Here is a 20509-nt window from a genome sequence, read left to right on the forward strand (position 1 = left end):
CCCGGCGGTCCGAGGGGCGCGGTGGGCGGGCCATGAGCCCTCCTCTCGACTACTCAGGCCTTGTAACGCGGGAAGGCGCCGGCGCCGGCGTACCGGGCGGCGTCGCCGAGCATCTCCTCGATGCGCAGCAGCTGGTTGTACTTGGCCACGCGCTCCGAGCGGGCCGGGGCGCCGGTCTTGATCTGGCCGCAGTTGCAGGCCACCGCGAGGTCGGCGATGGTCGTGTCCTCGGTCTCGCCCGAGCGGTGCGACATCATCGAGGTGTAGCGGTTGCGGTGGGCCAGGTCCACGGCGTCCAGCGTCTCGGTGAGGGTGCCGATCTGGTTAACCTTGACCAGCAGGGCGTTGGCCAGGCCCTTCTCGATGCCGTCGGCCAGGCGCTGCGGGTTGGTGACAAAGAGGTCGTCGCCGACCAGCTGGACCTTGTCGCCGATCATGTCGGTGAGGGTCTTCCAGCCGTCCCAGTCGTCCTCGTCGAGCGGGTCCTCGATCGAGACGAGCGCGTACTTGTTGACGAGCTCGGCGTAGACGTCGGCCATCTCGGCGGCCGAGAGCTGCTTGCCCTCGAAGTGGTACTTGCCGTCCTTGAAGAACTCGGTGGCGGCCACGTCCAGGGCCAGGGCCACGTCGGTGCCCAGCTCGTAGCCGGCCTTGCCGATGGCCTCGACGATCAGGTCGAGCGCGGCGGTCGTGGACTCGACGGAGGGGGCGAACCCGCCCTCGTCGCCCAGGCCGGTGGACAGGCCGCGGTCCTTGATGACGGTCTTGAGGTGGTGGTAGACCTCGGTGCCCATGCGCAGGGCCTCGCGGAAAGTCGGGGCGCCGATGGGGGCGATCATGAACTCCTGGACGTCGACGCCCGAGTCGGCGTGGGCGCCACCGTTGAGGATGTTCATCATGGGCACGGGCAGGACGTGCGCGTTGGAGCCGCCGATGAAGCGGTAGAGCTCGAGGCCCGAGGACTCGGCGGCGGCGCGGGCCACGGCCAGCGAGACGCCCAGGACAGCGTTGGCGCCGACGGTCGACTTGTTGGGCGTGCCGTCGGCGTCGAGCAGGGCCTCGTCCACGAGGCGCTGGTCCTCGGCCGGGATGCCGATCACGGCGGGGGCCAGCACGTCGAGGACGGCCTCGACGGCCTTGGTGACGCCCTTGCCCAGGTAGCGCTCGTCGGAGTCACGCAGCTCGACGGCCTCGTGGGCGCCGGTCGAGGCGCCGGAGGGCACGGCGGCGCGGCCGAACGAACCGTCGTCCAGAAGCACCTCCACCTCGACGGTGGGGTTGCCTCGCGAATCGAGGATCTCCCGGGCTCCGACCTGCTCGATAAGCGCCATCTGTGCTCCTTGGGGGAAGTTCGTGGGTTCGTGTGCGTGGCCGGCGCCGCTAGGAGGTGGGCGCAGTCCGGGGCCCATTGTTCCACGGACTGCGCCGGCTATCGCCGAGGCTGTACGGGGTTACCCCGATCCGCCCCGGTGAGCGCCCCGGCGGGCATTGCGTGAGGGAGCCGGGAGGGTTCCTCCACTCACGCGAGGGGCCGGTTGGTCCACTCGGTGGTCAGCTCCACACCCGAGCCACGGAACAGTGTGGCAATGGGGCACCGCCGCTCCACCTCAGCTGCGAACTCGGCGAAGCGGGCCTCGTCCAGGTTCGTCTGCACCGAAACCGTCACGGTCACATCGCGGAAGTTAGAGACCCCCTCCGCGCCGTAGACCAGGACAGAGTTGTCGAGGTGTGCCTTCAGGTCCACGTCCCACTCGCCGAGGGAGATGCTCTTATCGCCGGCTGCCACGATCTGCCCGGTGACCTGAGTGCACGACGCCAGCGCCGCCAGGGCGTAGTCCAGCGGGCTCGGCGCAGTGTCCTTACCACCGAACGCCGAATGCCCCTCGGCGCTGATCGAGTGCTCGCCGCCGACGATCTGGGTGGTGTGGAGAACCCCCGTTCCCGCGCCGTCGAGTCCGAATTCGAGAACGGTTCCGCTCATGGAGAGAACACCTTCCTTACGTGTCTGAACTGGCGTCTAAATAATGCCGAAACTCGCACCTCAGACAGATAAATCGCAACCCCATGGGGGTAGTCGCTGACTCGCTGCCATCACCCCGCTCGCCGGATGGTTCCCCGTTGAGCCGCCATCGCCGACGAACGAACTCCACAACGCGGCCCGTTGCCTGAGTGCCGGCGGCCACCCGGCGAGTCCGACCCAGTCCCTACAGTGAGGCCGACCAACGTCCGGACCGCCCAGGAGAACGCTGTGACCCGACCCGCCCTCGTCCCCTCCCCCGAACGGCCAGGAAACTGATGGCGACCCGGTCCCCACGCAAGACCTCCACCAGGCGCAAGACGAGATCCACGAGGGCTGCGTCGGCGAAGAGCGCGAGCTCCACGCGGGCGACGTCGGCCAAGAAGTCCAGCGCGGCGCCGGCGGTGCCGTCGATCCCGCCCGGGCAGCGGGTGTGGCTGCTGGAGCTCCCGTGGGGCGGGCTGGGCGGCGGGATGCCGGCCGGGGTGAGTTACTACAAGTCGCTCACGGCGCACGCGTACGTCGGGACCTCCCTGCCCGAGTCACTGGAGCCCTACGCCAGCAAGCCGTACTCCTACCTGCGGTGGCTCGAGGACGAACTCAACGGCAGCGAGGGTCCGGGCGCGACCGCCGCTCCGATGACGCTCCGGCCCGAGCAACGCGCGGACGTCGAGGCGATCACCGCGGCCGCCGAACGTGGGTTCCGGCAGGTGCACCTGGCCAACGACGTGGGCACCGGTAAGACCCTGGTGGCGGTGGCGGCAGCGAAGGCCATTGCGCGGGAGCGCGGTGCCCGCACGATCCTGGTGACGGTGGACCGGCCGGCGCGCATCACCATCCCGTCGTGGCGTCGCACCATCGCGGCGCTGGGAGACGACGACCTGCGCTGGATCATCATGTCCTCCGACAGCCTGAGCAAGCTGATGGCCCGGAACGGGCGGCCGCGGCTGAAAGTCGATGTCGCGGTGATCGACGAGGCCCACCAGTTCCGGCATGACAGCAAACGCACCAGCTATATGCGGCGACTGACCCGCATGGACTCGCCGCACGAGACGGCCCCCTTCGTCCTGACGATCACGGCCACCCCGGGGCATCACCCGGGCGAATGGGGTTACATGTCGTCGCTGTACGCCCAGGTGCACGGAGATCCGCCGGCCCAGTGGGCGGACTTCGGTCGAGCGCTGGCCGGCCGGGGTGTGCCCCTGGAACCCTCCTACGGGAAGTGGACGTGGAGCGCGGACGCGAAGGAGTCGCTGCAGACGCAGCAGGCCGCCATCAGCGACGTGCGCGACATCCTGCTGCGGCACGATCCGCCGCTCATGCTCACCCGTTCCGCGCCGTGGGGGCCGCCGCCCTTCGACGTTGACCTGGTGGAGCTGACCCCGGACCAGTGGCGGGCCTACGAGCTGGAGTGGGGCGATTTCCAGCGCGAGATGCAGCTGGCCCGCACGGGCAACAACGTCGCCCGCGGACTGGCCGCGCTGGTGCGGCTAAGGCAGAAGGCGTCGATGATCCGCGTCGAGCACACGGTGGCGGCGGCGAAGGCCGAACTCGCTCGGGGATACCAGGTGCTCATCGCCACCGAGATGGTGTCCACCGCCGCGCACCCGGTGGCCGAGATGCTCGAGGCGGACGGCATCCCGGTGGCGCGGATCTACGGCTCCAATCCGGAGGCCGAGGCCGAGCGCGTGCGCTTCCAGCGGGGCGAGGCGCCGGTGGTGGTGTTCAACACCCCCACCGCGATCAACCTGCAGGCGGGCGAGCAGTTCGCCGACGGATCGTTCGCGACCGACACCCCGCGCAGGGGCTTCTTCCACCAGGCCCGCTACTCGGGACTCCTCGCCGAGCAGACGATGGGCCGCGCCCACCGGAACCACCAGGTCTGTTCCTGGTCGCTCCTGGCGGCGGCGGGGACGATCGAGGAACGAGCGGGCACGGTTATGCTGTCCCGCCTGATCGCCTCCGCGACCAGCACCGACGCGGATGCGTCGACCTTCTCCGAGGTGGCCCGGGTCTTCGGGATCGACTGGATCCCCGCCGCGCGGCTGGCGGACGAGCTCAGCTAGGACAAGTTTCTCTCGCTGGCACGTAGCTGCTCGGGGCGGCGCTGGCGGCTCCTCCGGCGACGAGCGGGCCGGTTCTGGGGCCGTCGCCGTCACCCACGATGCGTGGGCGTGCTGGTCGCCGCGCGCACTCCGAAGTACAACAAGGCTCGGCTCCTCTGAGAGAGCCCTCGCCGGCTGAACGCTCGGACATCCTGTCCGTGTGCCGATAGGCCTCGCACCGCTCGGCAACGCAGCGTGGCGCTGCGTCGCGACCTGGCGACGGCTCGGCGGGGCGCGATCGTCTCGTGCGTTGGCGGACTACGGGAGCTTGGACGCGAGGACGTCGGCCGCCAGGATCTCGGGTGCTGCGCCGAGGAGGTGCTGGTTGTCCATCAGGGCTGCGACGATGGCGCCGTTGGCGTGGGCGTCGCGAGCGGCCTCGTCGGGGAATGCATCGAAGATCCAGAAGGTGTCGGCGTGGGTCCTGACCGCGAACCAGACAATCGTTCCTGCTTCTTCGTTGGCGAGTGCGACAGCGCCGGCGAGCAGATCGGCGAGCGCGTCGTGCTGTCCATCGGCCGCGACGATCTTGGCGACGAAGGCATACGGAAGTGATGCGGGTGTGGACATGAGGGGTTCTCCTAGGTGTCGAGGTTTCTTGGTGAAGCGAGTTCAGCGTATGACGAGCAAGGGCATGTGAGAAGTGGCGTATACGGCAGTATTGCTATTGTTCGCGCCATGCGTATCGGACTGATCGCGATCGACGGCTGCTTCGGTTCGGCTGTCGCGTCGATCATCGACATCGTGCGGGTGGCCGACGGAGCCCGCAGCGATATCGACCCGCGGATCGACGCGATCGAACTCGCCATCCTCGGACCGAAACGGCGAGTGACCACGACGGCATCGATGACCCTGTCGGTGGACCACCCGCTGTCGGAGTCCGGAGAGTTCGACGTGGTCGTCGTCCCTGCGCTTGGAACCCTCACGGCCGCCGCGACCCACGACGCCCTCCAGAGCCGAGATGCTCGTTCGGTCATCGCCTCGCTCGGGCGCCTCGACGAGGCGACCACCCGGATCGCCGCGGCGTGCACCGGCGTGTTCGCTGTCGCCGAGACCGGACGGATGCATCATCGGCGGGCGACGACCAGTTGGTTCCTGGGGCCGGAGTTCCTGAAGCGCTATCCGACCGTCGCCCTCGATCTCGACACCATGGTCGTGGTCGACGGGAACCTCGTCACCGCCGGCGCCGCGTTCGCCCACATCGACCTCGCGCTCTCACTCGTGCGATCGATCAGCCCCGACCTGGCCCAACATGTCGCCAAGCTCCTCATCATCGACGAGCGCCCGTCGCAGGCGGCCTTCGTCGCCTACGAACATCTCCGGCACGAGGACCCGATCGTCGTCGAGTTCGAACGCTTCGTGCGCGCCCGCCTGGACGAACCGTTCAACGTCGCCTTCGTCGCGCAGTCGCTCGGCACCAGCCGGCGCACCCTCGAACGACGAGTCCGTGCGGCGCTCAACCTCACTCCGCTCGGCTTCGTCCAACGGCTTCGCATCGAACGAGCTCGGCACCTCTCAGCAACCACGGACCTCACCTCCGCCGAGATCGCGCTACGTGTCGGCTACGCGAACGCCGAGACTCTGCGCTCCCTCCTGCGCAGGGAGCGACGCCGTTCCTGACCTATCGGCATGCCTGTAGCCAGTGTCCTAGCGCTCGGTTGGAACCACCTCTCAGCACGTCGCGTCGACGCTCCTGCGTCGCCCCTGGACGACCCACTCGACACGCCCGCAGCACAGGCCGTGTGACGTGCCCCAGCTTCCCGGACGGTCGGGGTTGGGTGGCTGTGATGTCGCTGCGTTCTCGTCGAGGGGGTCAGCAGACCCGATCAGGGTCGATTGGGATGAGCCGCGAAGGCGGTGAGGTCAGGGCGGCCGAAGCCGGCCGGCGGGGTTGTGTCGGTCACGTCGAGGTCTTTCGGATGGGTGGCGTAGGAATCTCCATCGTCGGGAGACCTCGACGTCTATCTGCGGACCGACGCGCCCGACCGACCTACACCCCCATCTGGGAAGAGCCGTTATCGCCTCGCGGCACCCTCACACCCCGAACCACGCCCTTGCCAGCTCCGCGTAGCGGCCGTCCGCGCGCAGCAGCTCGTCGTGCGTGCCGGACTCCACCACCCGGCCGTGCTCCATCACCAGAATTCGATCGGCGGACACGGCCTGGCTCAGCCGGTGCGCCACCACCAGGCCCGCGCGCTCGCGCAGGACTGCGGCCGCGGCGTCGTCGAGGCGGCGAGCCCCCGCGGATCCGGCCTCGGCGGTGGCCTCGTCGAGGATCACCACATCAGGGTCGGCCAGCTCGACGCGGGCCAGGGCGATCATCTGGGACTGCATGGGATCGAGCGGGTGGCCGCCCTCGCCGATGACCGTGTGGATGCCGTCGGGCAGGTCGTCCACCCAGTCGGCGCCCACCGTCCGCAGGGCGGCGCGGACCTCGGCCTCGGGGGCCTCGGGGCGGGGCGCCCGCACGTTCTCGGCGATCGTCGCGGCAAAGGAGTGCACCTCCTGCGAGACCATCGTGATGCGCTGGCGCAGCGCCACGGGATCGACATCGGCCAACGGCACCCCGCCCATGCGGACGCTGCCGCCCGACGGCGTCAGGGTTCCGGCCGCGACCAGGGCCAGGGTGCTCTTGCCGGCGCCGGTCGAGCCGACCACCGCGACGACCTCGCCGGGAGCCAGCGTGAGGTCCACGTCGATCAGCGCCGGGGCGGCCACGCCGGAGGACGCCCCGCCGGAGGAAGCGTCGCCGGAGGCCTTGCCGTACGAGTGGGAGACGCCGGTCAGCTCGAGCGGGCCGGGCTCGAGAGTGGCGGTGCGCTCGGGCAACGGCATGGTGATGACGCCGACCATCCGCACGAGCGAGGCGCCCGCCGACTGCACCTGGTCGACCATCCCCACGAGCGCGCCGATCGGATTGAACAGCCGGTGGAACAGCAGCGCGGCGGTCGTGACGGCGCCGGAGGTGATGATGTCGGCGTCCACGAGGACAAAGCCCACGACCAGTAGCAGCCCGAGGACCGTGACCTCGGCCCGGTTGTTACGGGAGAAGGCGCGCGTGACGAAGTAGAACACCCGGATCGACAGGTCCCGCGCCTCCGCCGACGCGGCGGTGATGCGGCGCAGCTCGGCGTCCTGGGCGTCGTACGCGTGCAGAGTCCGTGAGCCGGTGATCCCGCCGAGCAGCCGGCTGGCGCGGGTGCCGAACGCAGCGCGCTCGGCGGCGTAGATCGGGCCCGACCGGGGCAGGTACCAGCGCAACGTCGTCCAGTACATCGGCAGCGCCACCAGGCCCACGAGGCCGAGCCGCCAGTCGACCGTCGCCAGGCCGACGCCGGAGACGATCACCGTGAACAGCGACTGCACCACCAGCGGGATCACGGCGGTCGCGGCCTGGCTGATCTCGCGCGCGTCCTCGGCCACGCGCGAGACCAGATCGCCGGTCTCGGTGGTCTCCATCTGCGCGGCGCCCAGGCGCAGGGAGCGGTCCATGACCATCTCCCGCAGGCGCGCCACGGTCGGCTCGGTGAGCCGGGCCAGCCACGCCTGGCCCGCCCACGTGCAACCCGCGCCCACCACGCCGGCCACGGCGATCGCGCCCGCCGCCGCCCACACCGTGGAGTAGTCCTGGCTGCCGGGCAGCACGTCGACCAGCCTGCCGATCACCCACGGCGCCACCAGGCCGGCGACCGCGCCGACCAGGCCGGCCACGGCCACCAGCAGCAGGTAGCCGCGGCGGTCGCGCAGCAGCGGCCACAGCACGGCGAGCGACTCGCGGCCGCTGGCCAGGGGCAGGGCCGCGTCCGGAGCCGCCTGCGCGTCCTGGGTGGCGAGAGTCTCGGTGTGGCTCATCGGTCGACCGCCGTCCGGTAGGTGGCTGACGCCTCGCGCAGCTCGAGATGGGTTCCCGTGCGCACGTCGCCGCTGCGGGGCAGGTGGACCACCCGGTCGGCGGTCGCGAGGAACGGCGGCGACGACGTGACGATGAGCGTGGCCTGCCCCGGGCGACTCGTCCGCAGTCGACGCACGGCCTGCGCGATCTCCCACTCGGTGACCGCGTCGACGGCACTGGTCGGCTCATGCAGGACCAGGACGTCGGGATCGGCGTGCAGGGCCCGGGCGAGCGCGATCCGCTGTCGCTGGCCCCCGGACAGGTTCCGGCCGCCCTCCCGGACCGGGTGATTCAGGCCGTCGGGGAGGTTCTCGAGGATCTCCGCGACCGCCGAGGCCTGCAGGACCGCCTCGGAGATGGGCTCCTCGTCGTCGTCGTGACTCATGGTGATGTTCGAGCGGACGGTACCCACGAACAAGTCCACGCGGTGCGGCGCGGCCACCAGGTGCTCGGCGATCGCGGGGGCGAGCTGGCTGCGGCGGTGACCACCGACGAGCACGGCATCGGCCCCGTCACCGTGACCCGCGATCGCCAGGGTGACGGCATCGGCGGCGGCCGGCTGATCGGCGACGAGCGCCACCACCTCGCCCTCGGCCACCTCCAGGTCGAACGCGCGGCCGTCGGGCAGTGCCAGGCCCTCCACGCGCAGCTCGGCGCCGGCAGGGACCTCGGAGCCGGAGTCGTCGACCGGCGCGGACTGCAGGAGGTCGACCAGGCGCTGCGCGGCGCCGTGGGAGCGGGCGAAGACGGCGACCATCTGGGTGATCATCCGGACGGGTTCCTCGAAGAACACCGCCACGCCCACCACGGAGACGAGCGTGCCGATCTCCATCTGGCCCTGGATCACGCGGTACCCGGCGGCCAGCAGGACCAGCGCCAGGACCACGGCCATGCCGAGCGAGCCGATGCCCTGCACGCGCCCCGAGCGCTCCGCGGTGATGATCCCCGCGGCGGCCGCGTCCTCGGAGGCAGTGCGATACTGCTCGGCCGCCCAGCGCTCGCCGCCGCCGGCCTTGAGCACGCGCAGGCCGGCCATGATGTCGGTCGCGCGGCTGCTCGCCATGCCGATCGCGGCCTGCTGCGCGGTGCTGTGGCGGGAGATGGCGCGGCTGGGCAGGGCGACCAGCACCAGGCTGAGCGGCACGCCGATGAGCACGATGAGCCCCACCACCCAGTCGGTCCACAGCAGATAGACGGAGATCCCCACGATCCCGATCACCGCCGACCCGCCGAGCGCGATCTGCCGGAAGACCAACGCGGCCACGTCGGCGTCGGCCGAGCACACCGAGAGCACGTCGCCGGAGCTGGCGCCGTCCATCGCGCGGCGGCGGGTCAGCGGCACGCGCGTGGCCTCCACCCGTAGGTCGTGGGCCTCCTCCTGCAGGGCGCGGTTGCTCATGCGGGCGCCGAAGCGGTACCCCAGACTGAGCACGGTGAACAGTCCGATCAGGCCGACCACCGACCACAGCATCGCCCAGCGGTCGAGCGGGATGATCGCGGCGTCCACGATCACGCCGATCGCGATGGGCACCAGCGCCTCGCACAGCTGCCACAGCGTCATGAGGACCAGCCCGGGCGCCCAGAGGTGCCGGCGGCGGCCGACCGCGCGGAGCAGGAGCCCGTTGGCCGTGGTCGGGGCGTCCACGCCCGGGGTGTCCGCGGCGCGGCGGCGCGGCCGAGCCGATGGAGACGTCGGTGCTGACATAGGTGTGCGACTCCCGCTGTAGGTGAGGTCGGCCCAGGGTGGGTGAGGCCGGCCCAGGGGCCCCGACGACTCTATGCCAGCGGCCGATTTCGTCGTCGACCTCACCGGACGGCGGTGCTGGATTTCAACGTCTCAGGCCTGCACGGGGAGCGGCGAGAGGAGACCACTGCGCTACTCGATCAACATCACCCTCGACGGGTGCGTCCACCACGAGGCCGGGGTCATGCCGGACCCGCCGGGTGACGGTTTACGGCGCGGTCGTCCCCACCGAGTACGCGGCCGCGGCGTCGCGCACGTCCATGACGTATTCGCGCGAGGCGTTGTAGGCGAGCACGGCGCGCTGCCAGTTCTCGGCCACCGAGAGGTCTCCCCCGGTCTCGCACAGCAGGCGCGCGGCGGCCACGGCGGCGTCGTCGATCTGGTTGGGGTCGGCCACCCCGTCGCCGTTGGCGTCGCGGCCGTACTTGTTCCACGACTCGGGGATGAACTGCATGGGTCCCACGGCGCGATCGTGTTCGGTGTCGCCGTCCCAGCGCCCGCCGTCGGTGTCGGGGATGTCGGCGAAGCCCGGCGATCCGTCGAGCTTGATCCCGATGATCGGGGGCAGTGCGTAGCCGTCGTCGTTCAACATCGCCCCGCGGTACCGGCCGTGCCGCGTCTCCACGTGCCCGATGCCGGCGAGCGTCGTCCAGGCGAGGTTGCACTCGGGGCGGGTCTGGCGCATGGTCTCGGCGGCGTTGCCGTAGGCGGCCAGGGCGGCGACGGGAATGTTCATCGGCTCGTTGATGCCGGCCGCCCACTCGCGCAGCTGATCGGACGTCCGGCCGGGGGCGTTGATGTCGATGGTCGGCACCGGGGCGCCGGCGGCCGGGGGGATGCCCGGGGGGATGGGGATGGGCGCCTCGCGGGTGGCCTCGTAGGAGCACGACGACGACAAGACGACGGTCGCGAGCAGGCCCGCGAGGCTCGCGGTGGCGCGGGGGGTCAGGGTGGGCATCGCCTACCATCCTGCCGGAGCCCGGTTCCGCAGCGCGTCAGGGTATCCCCCGATTCGTGGCGGGCCGGCCGTGACGTTCCCCTCACCCGGACCCGAACCCGCCGGCGAGCGCGGTGAGCTCGTCCAGCAGTGCGTCGCGGCTGATGGCGGGCCGGTCGAGGACCCAGCGGACGGCGATGTTCTCCACGGCCATGACGATCACCCACGCCCGCGCCGCCGGATCCGCCGAGCGCAGTCCGGCCGCGGAGAGGTACACCGCGAGCAGTTCGCGGACCCGGGTCTCCAGCGCGTGCTGCGCGGCCCGGTGGCGGACCGCGGGCAACTCCTCCCACACGATCCGCAGCAGCCCGGCGTCCGCCTCCAGGGCGGACAGCAGCGCGTCGGCGATCCCGCGGACGGCGGCCGGGTCCTGCACGTCGACCGGGCCGGAGGCGGCGAGCGAGGCGGCCACGCGGTCGGAGATCTCCGCCGACCAGCGGTCCATCACCTCTGTGACCAGCGCCGACTTGTCGGGGAAGTACTGGTACAGCGATCCCGGGCTCACCTCGGCCTCGTCGGCGACGCGGTTGGTGGTGAAGGACTCGTAGCCGTCGCGCACGAGCACGACGCGAGCCGCGGCGATGATCCGCTCGACCATCGCGCGGGATCTGGCCTGCTTGGGGACCCTTCTCATGAACGCGAATTGTATGCGAGTAAATACTCGCGTCATAGTCGTGTCATGACCGCAGCGCCTGAACGCCCCACCACCGCCACCGGTTCGCCGGCCGGCGAACCGGCCCCGCCGTACCCCACGCGCTTCCGCGAGGCCGAGGACCGCTCCCGCCGCATCGGCCGCACTCTCAAGGCCGTCGCGCGCGTGGACGAGGTCGACGAGCAACTCATGGACCGCCTCGGCCGCGGCTACCTCGAACGCGACGAGCTCGGCAACAGGCTGGCCGCCGCGATGCGCTTGCGCTCGGGCGAGCCCGGCGCCGTGAGCCGCCGGCAGCTCGACGAGGCCCTGACCACCGGCACGGCCGGCCTGCCCGAGGACGCCGCCCCCGTCCTGCGCGAGTACATCGCGCGGCTAGAGGACACCCCGGACTGGGTCGACTGGGCCAGGATCGAGCGCGGCCAGAAGGTCTATCTGCGGATGGGTCAGAACGCCGCCGACATCCTGCTGCAGCTCTCGCTCATCGGCGGCTACCGCTTCGGCGGCCCCACCGACCTGCTCGTGGCCACCGGTGGGCTGACCGGCAACACGACCCTGCGTCGCCTGGCCGAGACCAGCCACTGGACCATGTCGCTGTCGATCCCCGACGGGCTGCGCCCGGGCGGCGAGGCGTGGCGACTGACCGGCCACGTGCGGGCGATGCACGCGGTGGTCAACCACGCCATGGAGCCCCGCTGGGACACGGGCCGCTGGGGCCTGCCGATCAACCAGAGCGACCTCGCCGCCACCCTGGGCCTGTTCGACGCCGTCGTCCTGCTGGGCGTGCGGACGCTCGGCGTGCCGGTGAGTCGGCAGGACTCGGCCGACGTCATGCACGTGTGGCGCTACGTCGGCTGGCTGCTCGGGGTCGACGACGACTTCCTCGTCGAGCGCGAGAGCGAACGCCACCGCATCAACTACCACATCCTCCTGGCGCAGGCCGGGTTGTCCGAGGCGGGCCCGCAGCTCACGCAGGCGCTGGTGGAGGCGCAGCGCACGCGGCATCGCAGCGGCCCGTTCCCCCGCCTGCGGGCCCGCGTCGGCCACGAGCGACTGCTCAGCATGCTCACCATGCTGCTGGGTCGTGAGTCGATGCGCGAGTTCGGCCTGCCCGTCCGGCCGCCGTGGGCGCACGCCTATCTCGTCGCGCTCAACACGCTGCGCTACCGCACGCCGTTCGGCCGCGCCCGGCTCGACGCGTGGGGCGAGCGGGTGCGCGATCGCGAGCGCAAGGAGACCTTCGGCGACGCCCGCCCGGACATCGGCCGCCCGGCCACCGCCTGACCGCTACTCAGAAGACCCCCGCTCGATGAGCCGTTTTCGCCTAATCCGGCCCAATTAGGCTGTTCGACCTAATGTCAGCGATATGTGGCACGATCACCTCATGTACGTGGTGACCATCGACCAGCGCCGCAGTCGCACCAGCGCCGACCGGGTGCCCGCGCTCCTCGACGCCCTGAACGAGATCCCGGTGGCGGCGGCGTTCGAGCGCACCGCCGGCGACGAGGTTCAGGGCCTGCTCGACGACCCCGCCGCGGTGCGCTCGGCGCTGCTCATCGCGCTGCGCGAAGGTGACTGGCACTGCGGCGTGGGCGCGGGAGATGTCGACGACGAGTCCTACTCCTCCGGCACCCGGGCCGGTCGCGGGGACGCCTATATCGCCGCCCGCTCCGCCGTCGACGCCGCCAAGGGGCTCCCCGGCTCCGTGGCGATACGTGTCCCCGACAGTCCCGGGGTGCTCGACGGGCCCGCCACCGCCATGGCGTGGGCCGCCGACTGCGAGGCGGTGTGGGCCCTGGTCGCGCCGCTCGTCCTCGGCCGCACGGAGGCGCAGTGGCGGGTCGTCGACGCCGTCGACCGCTCCCCCACGCAGGCCGCGGCCGCCGACGAGCTGGGCATCACGCCCGCCTCCGTCACGGGCGCGCTACGGGCGTCGCGGATCCGTGACGAGCGGGCGGCCTACCCCGCGCTCGACCGACTCCTCGCGGGCGCACACGCGGCAGCCACCGGCGAGAGCCCGACCCGCGGTGACCGCCCGGCCACCGACTCGAACGGGGAGGACGACCGATGAGCACCTGGCCCGACTGGATCGTCGTCGCGATCGTGGTGGCCGTCAGCCTCCTCGCCTCCGCCGGGCTCGGATCGCCGATCGCGTCTCTAGTCCTGCGCTCCGCGCGGGTGCCCGAACCCCCGACCGTCGAGATCAGCGGCGACGCTCGCCAGCCCGTGATGCGCCGACGCGACGACCCCGCCCCGCAGGTGCGGGAGGTGTTGCGCGGCGGCATGTGGATCGGGATCCTCGAACGCCTCGGCCTGACCGCCGCGATCCTCGCCGGGCGCTTCGAGCTCGCCGCCGTGGTCGTGGCGATCAAGGCCCTCGGCCGCTATCCGGAGATCCGCGAGAACCCGGCGGTGAGCGAGCGGTTCATCATCGGCACCCTCGCCTCCCTGCTCGTCGCGGGCGCGTGCGGCGCCGCCGGCCTCGCGGTTCTGCACGCGCTGGGTTGAATGGCGCGCTGGGTGCGCCCGGACGCCCGAGGGGGTCGTCGGACGTGAGATGCACTCGCGATGTGAGAATTGCTGCGAGTACAAACGAGGAGCCGCCACCGATGACCACCACATTCGCCCCGCGACACCGCGCGCTGGCCGCGGCCCTGACCGCGAGCGCGCTCGCCCTCTCCGCCTGCGGCAGCACGCAGCCCGGATCGACCGTCCTCGAGCAGCACGGGCTGGCCGGCATGGACGCCACCGAGGTCGTCGAGCACCTCGACACGATGGCAGTCTCCGACCGCCCGGACACACTCATCGCGTCGGTCCAACCGACCGAGCTCGTGCTCACCGACACCACCGGGGGCTCCACCGCGACCCTGCCGATGCCGGACGACACGTTCTACCTCTCCGTCGCGCCGTACGAGGCCGAAACCCACGACTGCACCTTCCACAGCCTGACCACCTGCCTGGGCGAGATGCCCGGCGAATCCGTCGACGTCACCGTCACCGACGCCGCGGGCCGGACGATCCTCGACGAGACCCGCACCACCTACGACAACGGCTTCGTCGGCCTCTGGCTCCCCCGCGACATCACCGGAACGATCCACATCGAGCACGACGGCAAAGCCGCGAGCACACCGATCGCCACCGGCGCCGACGATCTCACCTGCCTGACGACCGTGCAGCTCACCTAGAGCGCTGACCGCGCCCACACGTACCGCGCCACGCTCCTCACCCGCCCACCTCGTCAGAAAGCCCGCCCATGGTGACAGTCCGCACAGCCACCCGCGCCGACGCCCCTGCGGTGGCCCGCATCCTCAGCGAGGCGTTCCGCGACGACCCCGCGTGGTCGATCACCCTGCCGGTGGACGAGACCCGGCTGGCGAAGCTCGCCGCGTACTACCGCCGTCGCGTACGGCGGCGCCCCGGATGGGTGGACGTGGCGGTCGACGACGGCGAGGTGGTCGGAGCTCTCCTGTGGGAACCCCCTGCCGACCCGGGCGCGCTGGCCACGGTCCGACGGGCGATCACGGGCGGGACCCGCTGGGTCCTCGGTCGGCTGCCCATCGGCCGGGGCGCCCGCCACACCCTGCAGATCGAGGCCTACCGGCCCACCGCACCGCACTGGTACCTGCGCGACATCGGCGCCGGGCCCGAGGCCCGGGGCAAGGGCGTCGGCACAGCCCTTCTCGAGCACCGACTGGCCATCGTCGACCGCTCCCCGACCCCGCTCGCGTTTCTGGAGGCCACCACCCCTGGCAGCCGACGCCTCTACGAGCGGTTCGGCTTCGAGGCCATCGGCTCGGTGGCCACGCTGGGCGAGGCGTCCTCGACCGCGATGGTGCGCCGATTTTCTTGACGTCGCCGGCCCGGCAGTAGCGAGGGTTAGCTCCTCTCGCTCTGCCGTCGACCCGCCCGCAGTACGCTCACCGCTATGACGGCAGACTCAGTGACCCCCGCCACAGCCAGCCCCGCGCCGGACCCCCTCGGCCGCGCGCGACAGAACGTCATCTACCGCTCCGGCATCTCCGGCATCACGCCCACGGTTCCGACCAGCGCCGAGAAAGTCGAAGCCGCAGCCCGACGCGCGCTCCTGCGTCGGCCCGGCGGCGCCAAGGCGTGGGCCTACATCTACGGCGGCGCCGGCTCCGGGACGACCATGGACGCCAATCGCGAGGCCTTCGACCGTCGCCCACTCGTCCCCCGCATGCTGCGCAACACCTCCCGGCGGGACCTGGCGACCACCGTGCTCGGGCAGAGACTCCCCGCCCCGGTGCTCGTCGCCCCCATCGGCGCGGCCGGACTGGTCCGCCGCGAGGCGGACCTCATGGTCGGGCGGGCCGCCGCACAGCGCGGGATCCCGTACATCCTGTCCTCCCAGGGTTCTTCGCCGATGGAGGAGACCGCCCGCGCGATGGCCGGCGGCCCACGCTGGTACCAGCTGTACTGGAGCAGCGACGAGCAGCTCGTCGACAGCTTCATCGCCCGCGCCGAGGCGATCGACGCCGGTGCCCTGGTCGTCACCCTCGACACCACCACCCTCGGCTGGCGGCCCTGGGACCTCGACCTCGGATCACTGCCGTTCACCCGCGGAGTCGGCATCGCCCAGTACGTCTCCGACCCGCGCTTCACCGAGATGGTGGCCGAACGGGTCGCGCGCGAGGCCGCGGCCGGCCCCGGCGCGGACCCCGACGCCATCAAGGTCACCCCACGGGCCGCGCTGACGCTGCTGGAGATGGCGCGGAACCGCCCCGGCCGACTGCTCGACAACCTGCGCGCGCCCGAGACACGCGCCGCCGTGCAGACCTTCCTCGACACCTTCTCCAACCCGGCGCTGAGCTGGGAGCACCTCGCGGCCCTGCGGGACCGGACCCGGTTGCCGATCGTCCTCAAGGGCGTCCTGCACCCGGACGACGCCCGGCAGGCCTTCGACTCGGGCGTCGACGCGGTGATGGTCTCCAACCACGGCGGCCGCCAAGTCGACGGATCGATCGGCACCCTCGACGCCCTCGTCCGCATCCGCGAGGCCGTCGGACCCGAGCCGACCGTGCTGCTCGACTCCGGCATCCGCAACGGCACCGACGTCGTCAAGGCCATGGCCTGCGGGGCGAACGCGGTGACGATCGGGCGGCCCCACATCTACGGCCTGGCCATCGCGGGCGAACGGGGCGTCGGCGAGGTGCTCGACAACCTCCTCGCCGAGATCGACCTCACCCTCTCCCTGTGTGGCGCCAGCTCGTGGGACGAGGTCGACCGATCACTCCTGGCTTAACCCCGCTTCGGATCGATCACATCGCACCGGTGGGATCGGCTTCGGGTCCGAGATTGCGCACAAGCCATCGCCCCTCGACTAGATTCATGAGGATCGGGAAGACGTGCCGAGGCGTGTTGGGCTCCCAGACGCCGTCCTCCAGCGTTGAGGTGTCATGGACATAGAGAACTTCCAAGTCGGGGCCGACCAACCGTGTTGACGCTCCAATTCCCCACGTCGCGGGAGGCGGAACGAGTTCTCGAAGAGAGCGCACGTGAACGCGTTCGAAGTGCACCCACAGGGGGTGTTCCGACGTCGCGTTGGATAGTGCTTCCGCGACAGCCTGTTCGTCGAAACCGTCGGCCTCGATGGAGCGCTGGTTGTCGCGAACCCACTGTTGAGTGAGTGCCAGCCTCAGGTCGGGATGCACATTCGGCCATACCGAACGGAGGTCACCATCTACACAAACCGGGCTCAGGAACGCCCACGCGGCTTCGACCAACTTGACGTGCCCGAGAAACCGCACCCGCTCCGCATGGTCCATTGTCCGTAGACGTTCGTAGGCTTCTCTCGCGTCAGGCGAGAGGGTCTTTAGTTGCTCGTCGTCCAACTCGACGAACTCGTGCGGCGCGAGGTCAGCGGCACCCATCGACTCCCCTGACGGTTCGTCCGGAGCGATGAGATGCCTCCGGACGGCGTCGACGAATCGTGGCACCTGCCGCTCGAGGGATACGAGGAGCTCTCCGACCGTGCGAGGAGGGTGCGCATTCCTCATCACTACCACCTCCATGCACTCGAACACAATGCCGGTATGGAGATCGAGAAGGTCGCAGAGAAACTCGTCGGGGTGGATCGCTTCCACATCGAACTTCTCGAGCGCGCTTCTCGGGAAGTCCTTGAGGTTCGCCGTGACTATCAGGCCCGCTCCGGACCGAACGGCTGCCGCTAAGACGTGGCGATCCTTGGGATCGTTAACCATCGACGAAATCAGTTCGCGGTACCCGCTGGAAAACTCCTCGGCGAATGGGAATGCAGTTCGCATGCGCAGAACACGCTGCTTCGCCTGCTCTGGTGTCTTCCCAAACCTGGAGCCGGTGAGATTCCGCTCCACTTCCTCGAGCAGATCCGGAGTCCATACCGGAACGAAAAGTTCGGCATCCGCAAGCGTGAGCAAAAGGTTGGCGAGCGTCTGCGGCAGCATCACGCAGGCGTCGAGAACTACTCGGAATCCAACCATTTCCGACGCCGGTCAGCGGGTTCTGGTGAAGCCGTCTCCAGCCTCTTCCGGGTCTGGTTCTTCCTCGCGGGCCATCTCGCGGAGCACCCGGCCCCGACGTTCACGCTCACGCTCTTGAAACGCGAGCACATCCGCCAGCTTTACTCGCCGGTGCCGCCCCGGAGTCGTGTACGGAATTCTTCCCTGCTCCAATAATCTGACCAGTGTCGGTCTGGAGATTCCCAGGCGCTCAGCTGCTTCCTGAGTCGTCAGGGTTGTCCGCTGTGGCTCTACGGTCACGGCCTGCCCGTGAGCCAACGCCGTCACGGCATCGACGAGTACCGACCGCACACTTTCGGTGAGCCCGAACGTGCCATCCTCTGTCGATATTGACACCGCTCGCCCACCAGCCAATGCCTCTTGCAAGCCAAGAAGCGTCTCTTGCTCGTCAGCATCCGACGGAAGCACAGTGTGATTTTTCATGGCAGCCATAGACAAGGGTAAAACGAAAAATTCGAACACGCAATACGAAGGGCCCCTGCTTGGAAGGCAGGATACGAAGCTGTCCTCGATGTGTGTGCACCGGCTCGACCCCTGGCCCGACTCGACGGCGGCCGGTCAGCCCCGACACGACACGGCCCCCGATCGGCGACTGCCGACCGGGGGCCGTGGACTCGCGGGCGCTCGCCTCGCGCGCGCGGGCGTTAAATGATCGGGGCGCCTTCCCTCTTGGCCTCCGCGGCCTCCTTGACGAAGCCCCGCACGATCACCGCCAGGGTGCCCGCCACCAAGACAGGCCAGATGAGCACATAGATCGTCAGCAAGATCGGTGACATGAGTAGTCGTCCTCCTTCTCAGACCCGAACGAGGTCGTCGTCGTTGTCGTCGTCATCGCGTCGGCGACGGTCCCTACCGGCGGTGACCACCTCGGACTCGTCACCGACGTCGGCGGTCTCCGCCGCGTCGGACTCCGCCTCGAGAATCTCTGCGACCTCCTCGGTGTCGTAATCGGCGGTGTCCCGCGCGATCGTGGCGAAGTCGAAATTCGTCGAGCTACGGAACGACATGCCCGCACACACCAGCGTGCTCACCGCGTACGCCACCAGCGAGGCGGTCAGCGTGTCGTAGTCACGCAGGAAGCCGAAGATGAGCGGCGCACTGGCCAGCCCACCGACCGCGCCGACGATCAACGCCACCCGCAACCCGAGGAAGCCGAAGACCATCAGGCCCAACACCACCGCCACGCCGACCACGGCCAACGCCTCCGTCACGACAGGCAGCACGCCCGTGTCCGGGACGAGCCCGAAGCGCGTCGGCAGGAACGCCGCCAGCGCCACGATCACCGACACCGTGAACGCCGAGTTGGTGACCTTCTTCCAGTAGAAGCTCGCGATCACCGGGAAGACCAGCGCGCCCCACAGCGCACCCACGAACACCAGCAGGTCGAGGATGTTGAACCGCATGTTGGCGAAGAACAGAGCCGCGACCGTCGCCAGGATCATCGTCACCCGGCCGATCGTCAGCATCATCCGCGGATTGGGGATCTGGCCCCGACTGCGCATGCTCTGCCCGTACATATCCGTCATCGCGATCGAGGACATGGCCGCCAGATCCGAGTCCGCAGTCGACGACAGCGACCCGATGATCATGATGAAGAACACCGCGACCAGCACGCCCGGCAGGTACTCCGCCGCGACCTGCGGGAGCAGGTTGTTGGGATCGCCCTCCACCGGCTGGATGCCCGCGTAGAGCCCCAGCACACCGATCATGCCGATGCCGATGATCGTGGCGCCGTAGCCGACCGTCGCCGTGATGAACGTCGGCTTGATGAGGTCCTCCCGCACCGCGAACAGCCGCTGCGCGATGGTCTGGTTACCGATCGCGTACGCCAACACCGCCGCGATGTACGGCGCGCCCTGGTTGAGGAACGCCTCCGACGAGAAGAACGACTGCTGCTGCTGGGTGAGGTTCTGGGCGCCGGTCTCGAAGAGTTCAGTGCCGCCGAGGAAGAAGAACATGGCCGGCACGATGATGACCACCGCGCCGAGCATCGCCAGCACCTGCGCGAAGTCCGTGAGCACCGAGGCGCGGAAGCCCGACCACAGCGTGTACAGCAGCACGCCGGCGGCGATCACGATCACGCCCTGGATGAAGCTGAACGGGCTCAGCATGGAGATCAGTGCGCCACCAGCGATGAAGTTCGACGTCAACGAGATGACGGAACCGAGGATGTTGGATCCCGCCAGCATGAGCTGGGAGGACCGGCCGTGGCGAGCGAACATGACCTCCGCGAGCGTGTGAGCCTGCGGGGCGACCTTCCGGATCCGGCGGCCGAAGGGGTAGATGAACAGGATCATCAGGGCACCCCAGAGCCCGTAGTGGATCGGGCCCGACACGCCGTAGAGGTAGCCCGAGTTCACCGAGGCGTACATCGACGACGCCCAGATCCAGGTCGCGGTCATCGACGCCGCCGAGATCCCGAAGCCGATCTTGTGACCAGCAGTCATGTAGCTATCCGCGTTCTCGTCCTTGCGTGCGATCCGCATGGACATGACCATCGTCCCGCCATAGAACAGCAGCAGAAGGAGAACGACAGCAGTAGCGCTCAGCGCAGTGTATTCCAGCAAATTTCTCTGCCCTTTCG

Annotated in this window: 19 protein-coding genes; 8 read left to right on the plus strand and 11 right to left on the minus strand. The window is 69.9% G+C overall.

The window, feature by feature from the left end:
• Positions 1–53: 53 nt before the first annotated feature.
• A complete protein-coding gene (gene eno / locus C3V38_RS00700; RefSeq protein WP_106384888.1) occupies positions 54–1331 on the minus strand; it encodes a phosphopyruvate hydratase in 1278 nt (425 codons plus the stop codon).
• 188 nt (positions 1332–1519) lie between these two features.
• The gene (locus C3V38_RS00705) at positions 1520–1981 is read right to left on the minus strand and encodes an OsmC family protein (RefSeq protein ID WP_106384889.1); all 462 of its coding nucleotides are present in this window, start codon (positions 1979–1981) and stop codon (positions 1520–1522) included.
• Positions 1982–2295: 314 nt separating this feature from the next.
• Here C3V38_RS00705 and C3V38_RS00710 point away from each other — a divergent pair, with 314 nt between their 5' ends.
• On the plus strand, positions 2296–4083 hold the full coding sequence (locus tag C3V38_RS00710) for a DEAD/DEAH box helicase family protein (protein ID WP_106384890.1): 1788 nt from the start codon (positions 2296–2298) through the stop codon (positions 4081–4083).
• Between the two features lie 297 nt (positions 4084–4380).
• Here C3V38_RS00710 and C3V38_RS00715 read toward each other — a convergent pair whose 3' ends face one another.
• On the minus strand, positions 4381–4692 hold the full coding sequence (locus C3V38_RS00715) for a putative quinol monooxygenase (protein WP_017838546.1): 312 nt from the start codon (positions 4690–4692) through the stop codon (positions 4381–4383).
• Positions 4693–4800: 108 nt separating this feature from the next.
• Between C3V38_RS00715 and C3V38_RS00720 the strand changes: the two genes are divergently transcribed.
• Positions 4801–5742 (plus strand): GlxA family transcriptional regulator, encoded by a 942-nt coding sequence (locus C3V38_RS00720; protein ID WP_106384891.1) that lies wholly within the window; start codon positions 4801–4803, stop codon positions 5740–5742.
• Positions 5743–6156: 414 nt separating this feature from the next.
• On the opposite strand, the gene C3V38_RS00725 is transcribed toward C3V38_RS00720, so the two are convergent.
• The 4 genes from C3V38_RS00725 to C3V38_RS00740 form a co-directional block, all read right to left on the minus strand.
• Positions 6157–7974, minus strand: a complete 1818-nt coding sequence (locus C3V38_RS00725; protein WP_106384892.1) for an ABC transporter ATP-binding protein — start codon at positions 7972–7974, stop codon at positions 6157–6159.
• Entirely contained in the window at positions 7971–9659 is a 1689-nt protein-coding gene (locus tag C3V38_RS00730) for an ABC transporter ATP-binding protein (protein ID WP_254426036.1), read from the minus strand. The genes C3V38_RS00725 and C3V38_RS00730 overlap by 4 nt, the downstream gene beginning before the upstream one ends.
• A 307-nt stretch (positions 9660–9966) precedes the next feature.
• Entirely contained in the window at positions 9967–10716 is a 750-nt protein-coding gene (locus C3V38_RS00735) for a lytic transglycosylase domain-containing protein (RefSeq protein ID WP_106384894.1), read from the minus strand.
• Between the two features lie 82 nt (positions 10717–10798).
• Positions 10799–11389 (minus strand): TetR/AcrR family transcriptional regulator, encoded by a 591-nt coding sequence (locus C3V38_RS00740; protein WP_254426037.1) that lies wholly within the window; start codon positions 11387–11389, stop codon positions 10799–10801.
• Positions 11390–11434: 45 nt separating this feature from the next.
• On the opposite strand from C3V38_RS00740, the gene C3V38_RS00745 reads away from it, so the two are divergent.
• The 6 genes from C3V38_RS00745 to C3V38_RS00770 all read left to right on the plus strand — a co-directional run bounded on the left by C3V38_RS00745 (position 11435) and on the right by C3V38_RS00770 (position 16670).
• A complete protein-coding gene (locus C3V38_RS00745; protein ID WP_106384896.1) occupies positions 11435–12691 on the plus strand; it encodes an oxygenase MpaB family protein in 1257 nt (418 codons plus the stop codon).
• An 82-nt stretch (positions 12692–12773) separates the two neighbouring features.
• Entirely contained in the window at positions 12774–13478 is a 705-nt protein-coding gene (locus C3V38_RS00750; protein WP_254426038.1) for a hypothetical protein, read from the plus strand.
• Positions 13475–13915, plus strand: coding sequence for a hypothetical protein (locus C3V38_RS00755; RefSeq protein ID WP_106384897.1), 441 nt, complete (start codon positions 13475–13477; stop codon positions 13913–13915). Before C3V38_RS00750 ends, C3V38_RS00755 begins: the two co-directional genes overlap by 4 nt.
• A gap of 101 nt (positions 13916–14016) precedes the next feature.
• The gene (locus C3V38_RS00760) at positions 14017–14592 is read left to right on the plus strand and encodes a CueP family metal-binding protein (RefSeq protein WP_174705748.1); all 576 of its coding nucleotides are present in this window, start codon (positions 14017–14019) and stop codon (positions 14590–14592) included.
• 68 nt (positions 14593–14660) lie between these two features.
• The gene (locus C3V38_RS00765) at positions 14661–15257 is read left to right on the plus strand and encodes a GNAT family N-acetyltransferase (protein ID WP_106384898.1); all 597 of its coding nucleotides are present in this window, start codon (positions 14661–14663) and stop codon (positions 15255–15257) included.
• Between the two features lie 75 nt (positions 15258–15332).
• Complete coding sequence (locus C3V38_RS00770; protein WP_061913886.1) at positions 15333–16670, plus strand: alpha-hydroxy-acid oxidizing protein; 1338 nt, start codon at positions 15333–15335, stop codon at positions 16668–16670.
• Positions 16671–16686: 16 nt separating this feature from the next.
• Here the strand turns inward: C3V38_RS00770 and C3V38_RS00775 are convergent, their stop codons facing one another.
• The 4 genes from C3V38_RS00775 to C3V38_RS00785 form a co-directional block, all read right to left on the minus strand.
• Positions 16687–17886 carry a putative toxin-antitoxin system toxin component, PIN family gene (locus tag C3V38_RS00775; RefSeq protein ID WP_106384899.1) on the minus strand — a complete coding sequence of 400 codons (1200 nt, stop codon included), beginning with the start codon at positions 17884–17886 and terminating at the stop codon, positions 16687–16689.
• A gap of 12 nt (positions 17887–17898) precedes the next feature.
• Positions 17899–18357 (minus strand): helix-turn-helix domain-containing protein, encoded by a 459-nt coding sequence (locus tag C3V38_RS00780; protein WP_083961550.1) that lies wholly within the window; start codon positions 18355–18357, stop codon positions 17899–17901.
• Positions 18358–18569: 212 nt separating this feature from the next.
• Complete coding sequence (locus tag C3V38_RS17775) at positions 18570–18701, minus strand: putative transporter small subunit (RefSeq protein WP_007631220.1); 132 nt, start codon at positions 18699–18701, stop codon at positions 18570–18572.
• An 18-nt stretch (positions 18702–18719) separates the two neighbouring features.
• Positions 18720–20492 carry a sodium:solute symporter family protein gene (locus tag C3V38_RS00785; RefSeq protein ID WP_217354156.1) on the minus strand — a complete coding sequence of 591 codons (1773 nt, stop codon included), beginning with the start codon at positions 20490–20492 and terminating at the stop codon, positions 18720–18722.
• Positions 20493–20509: the final 17 nt, after the last annotated feature.

Source organism: Dietzia sp. oral taxon 368, assembly GCF_002999155.1.
Lineage (GTDB): Bacteria > Actinomycetota > Actinomycetes > Mycobacteriales > Mycobacteriaceae > Dietzia > Dietzia cinnamea.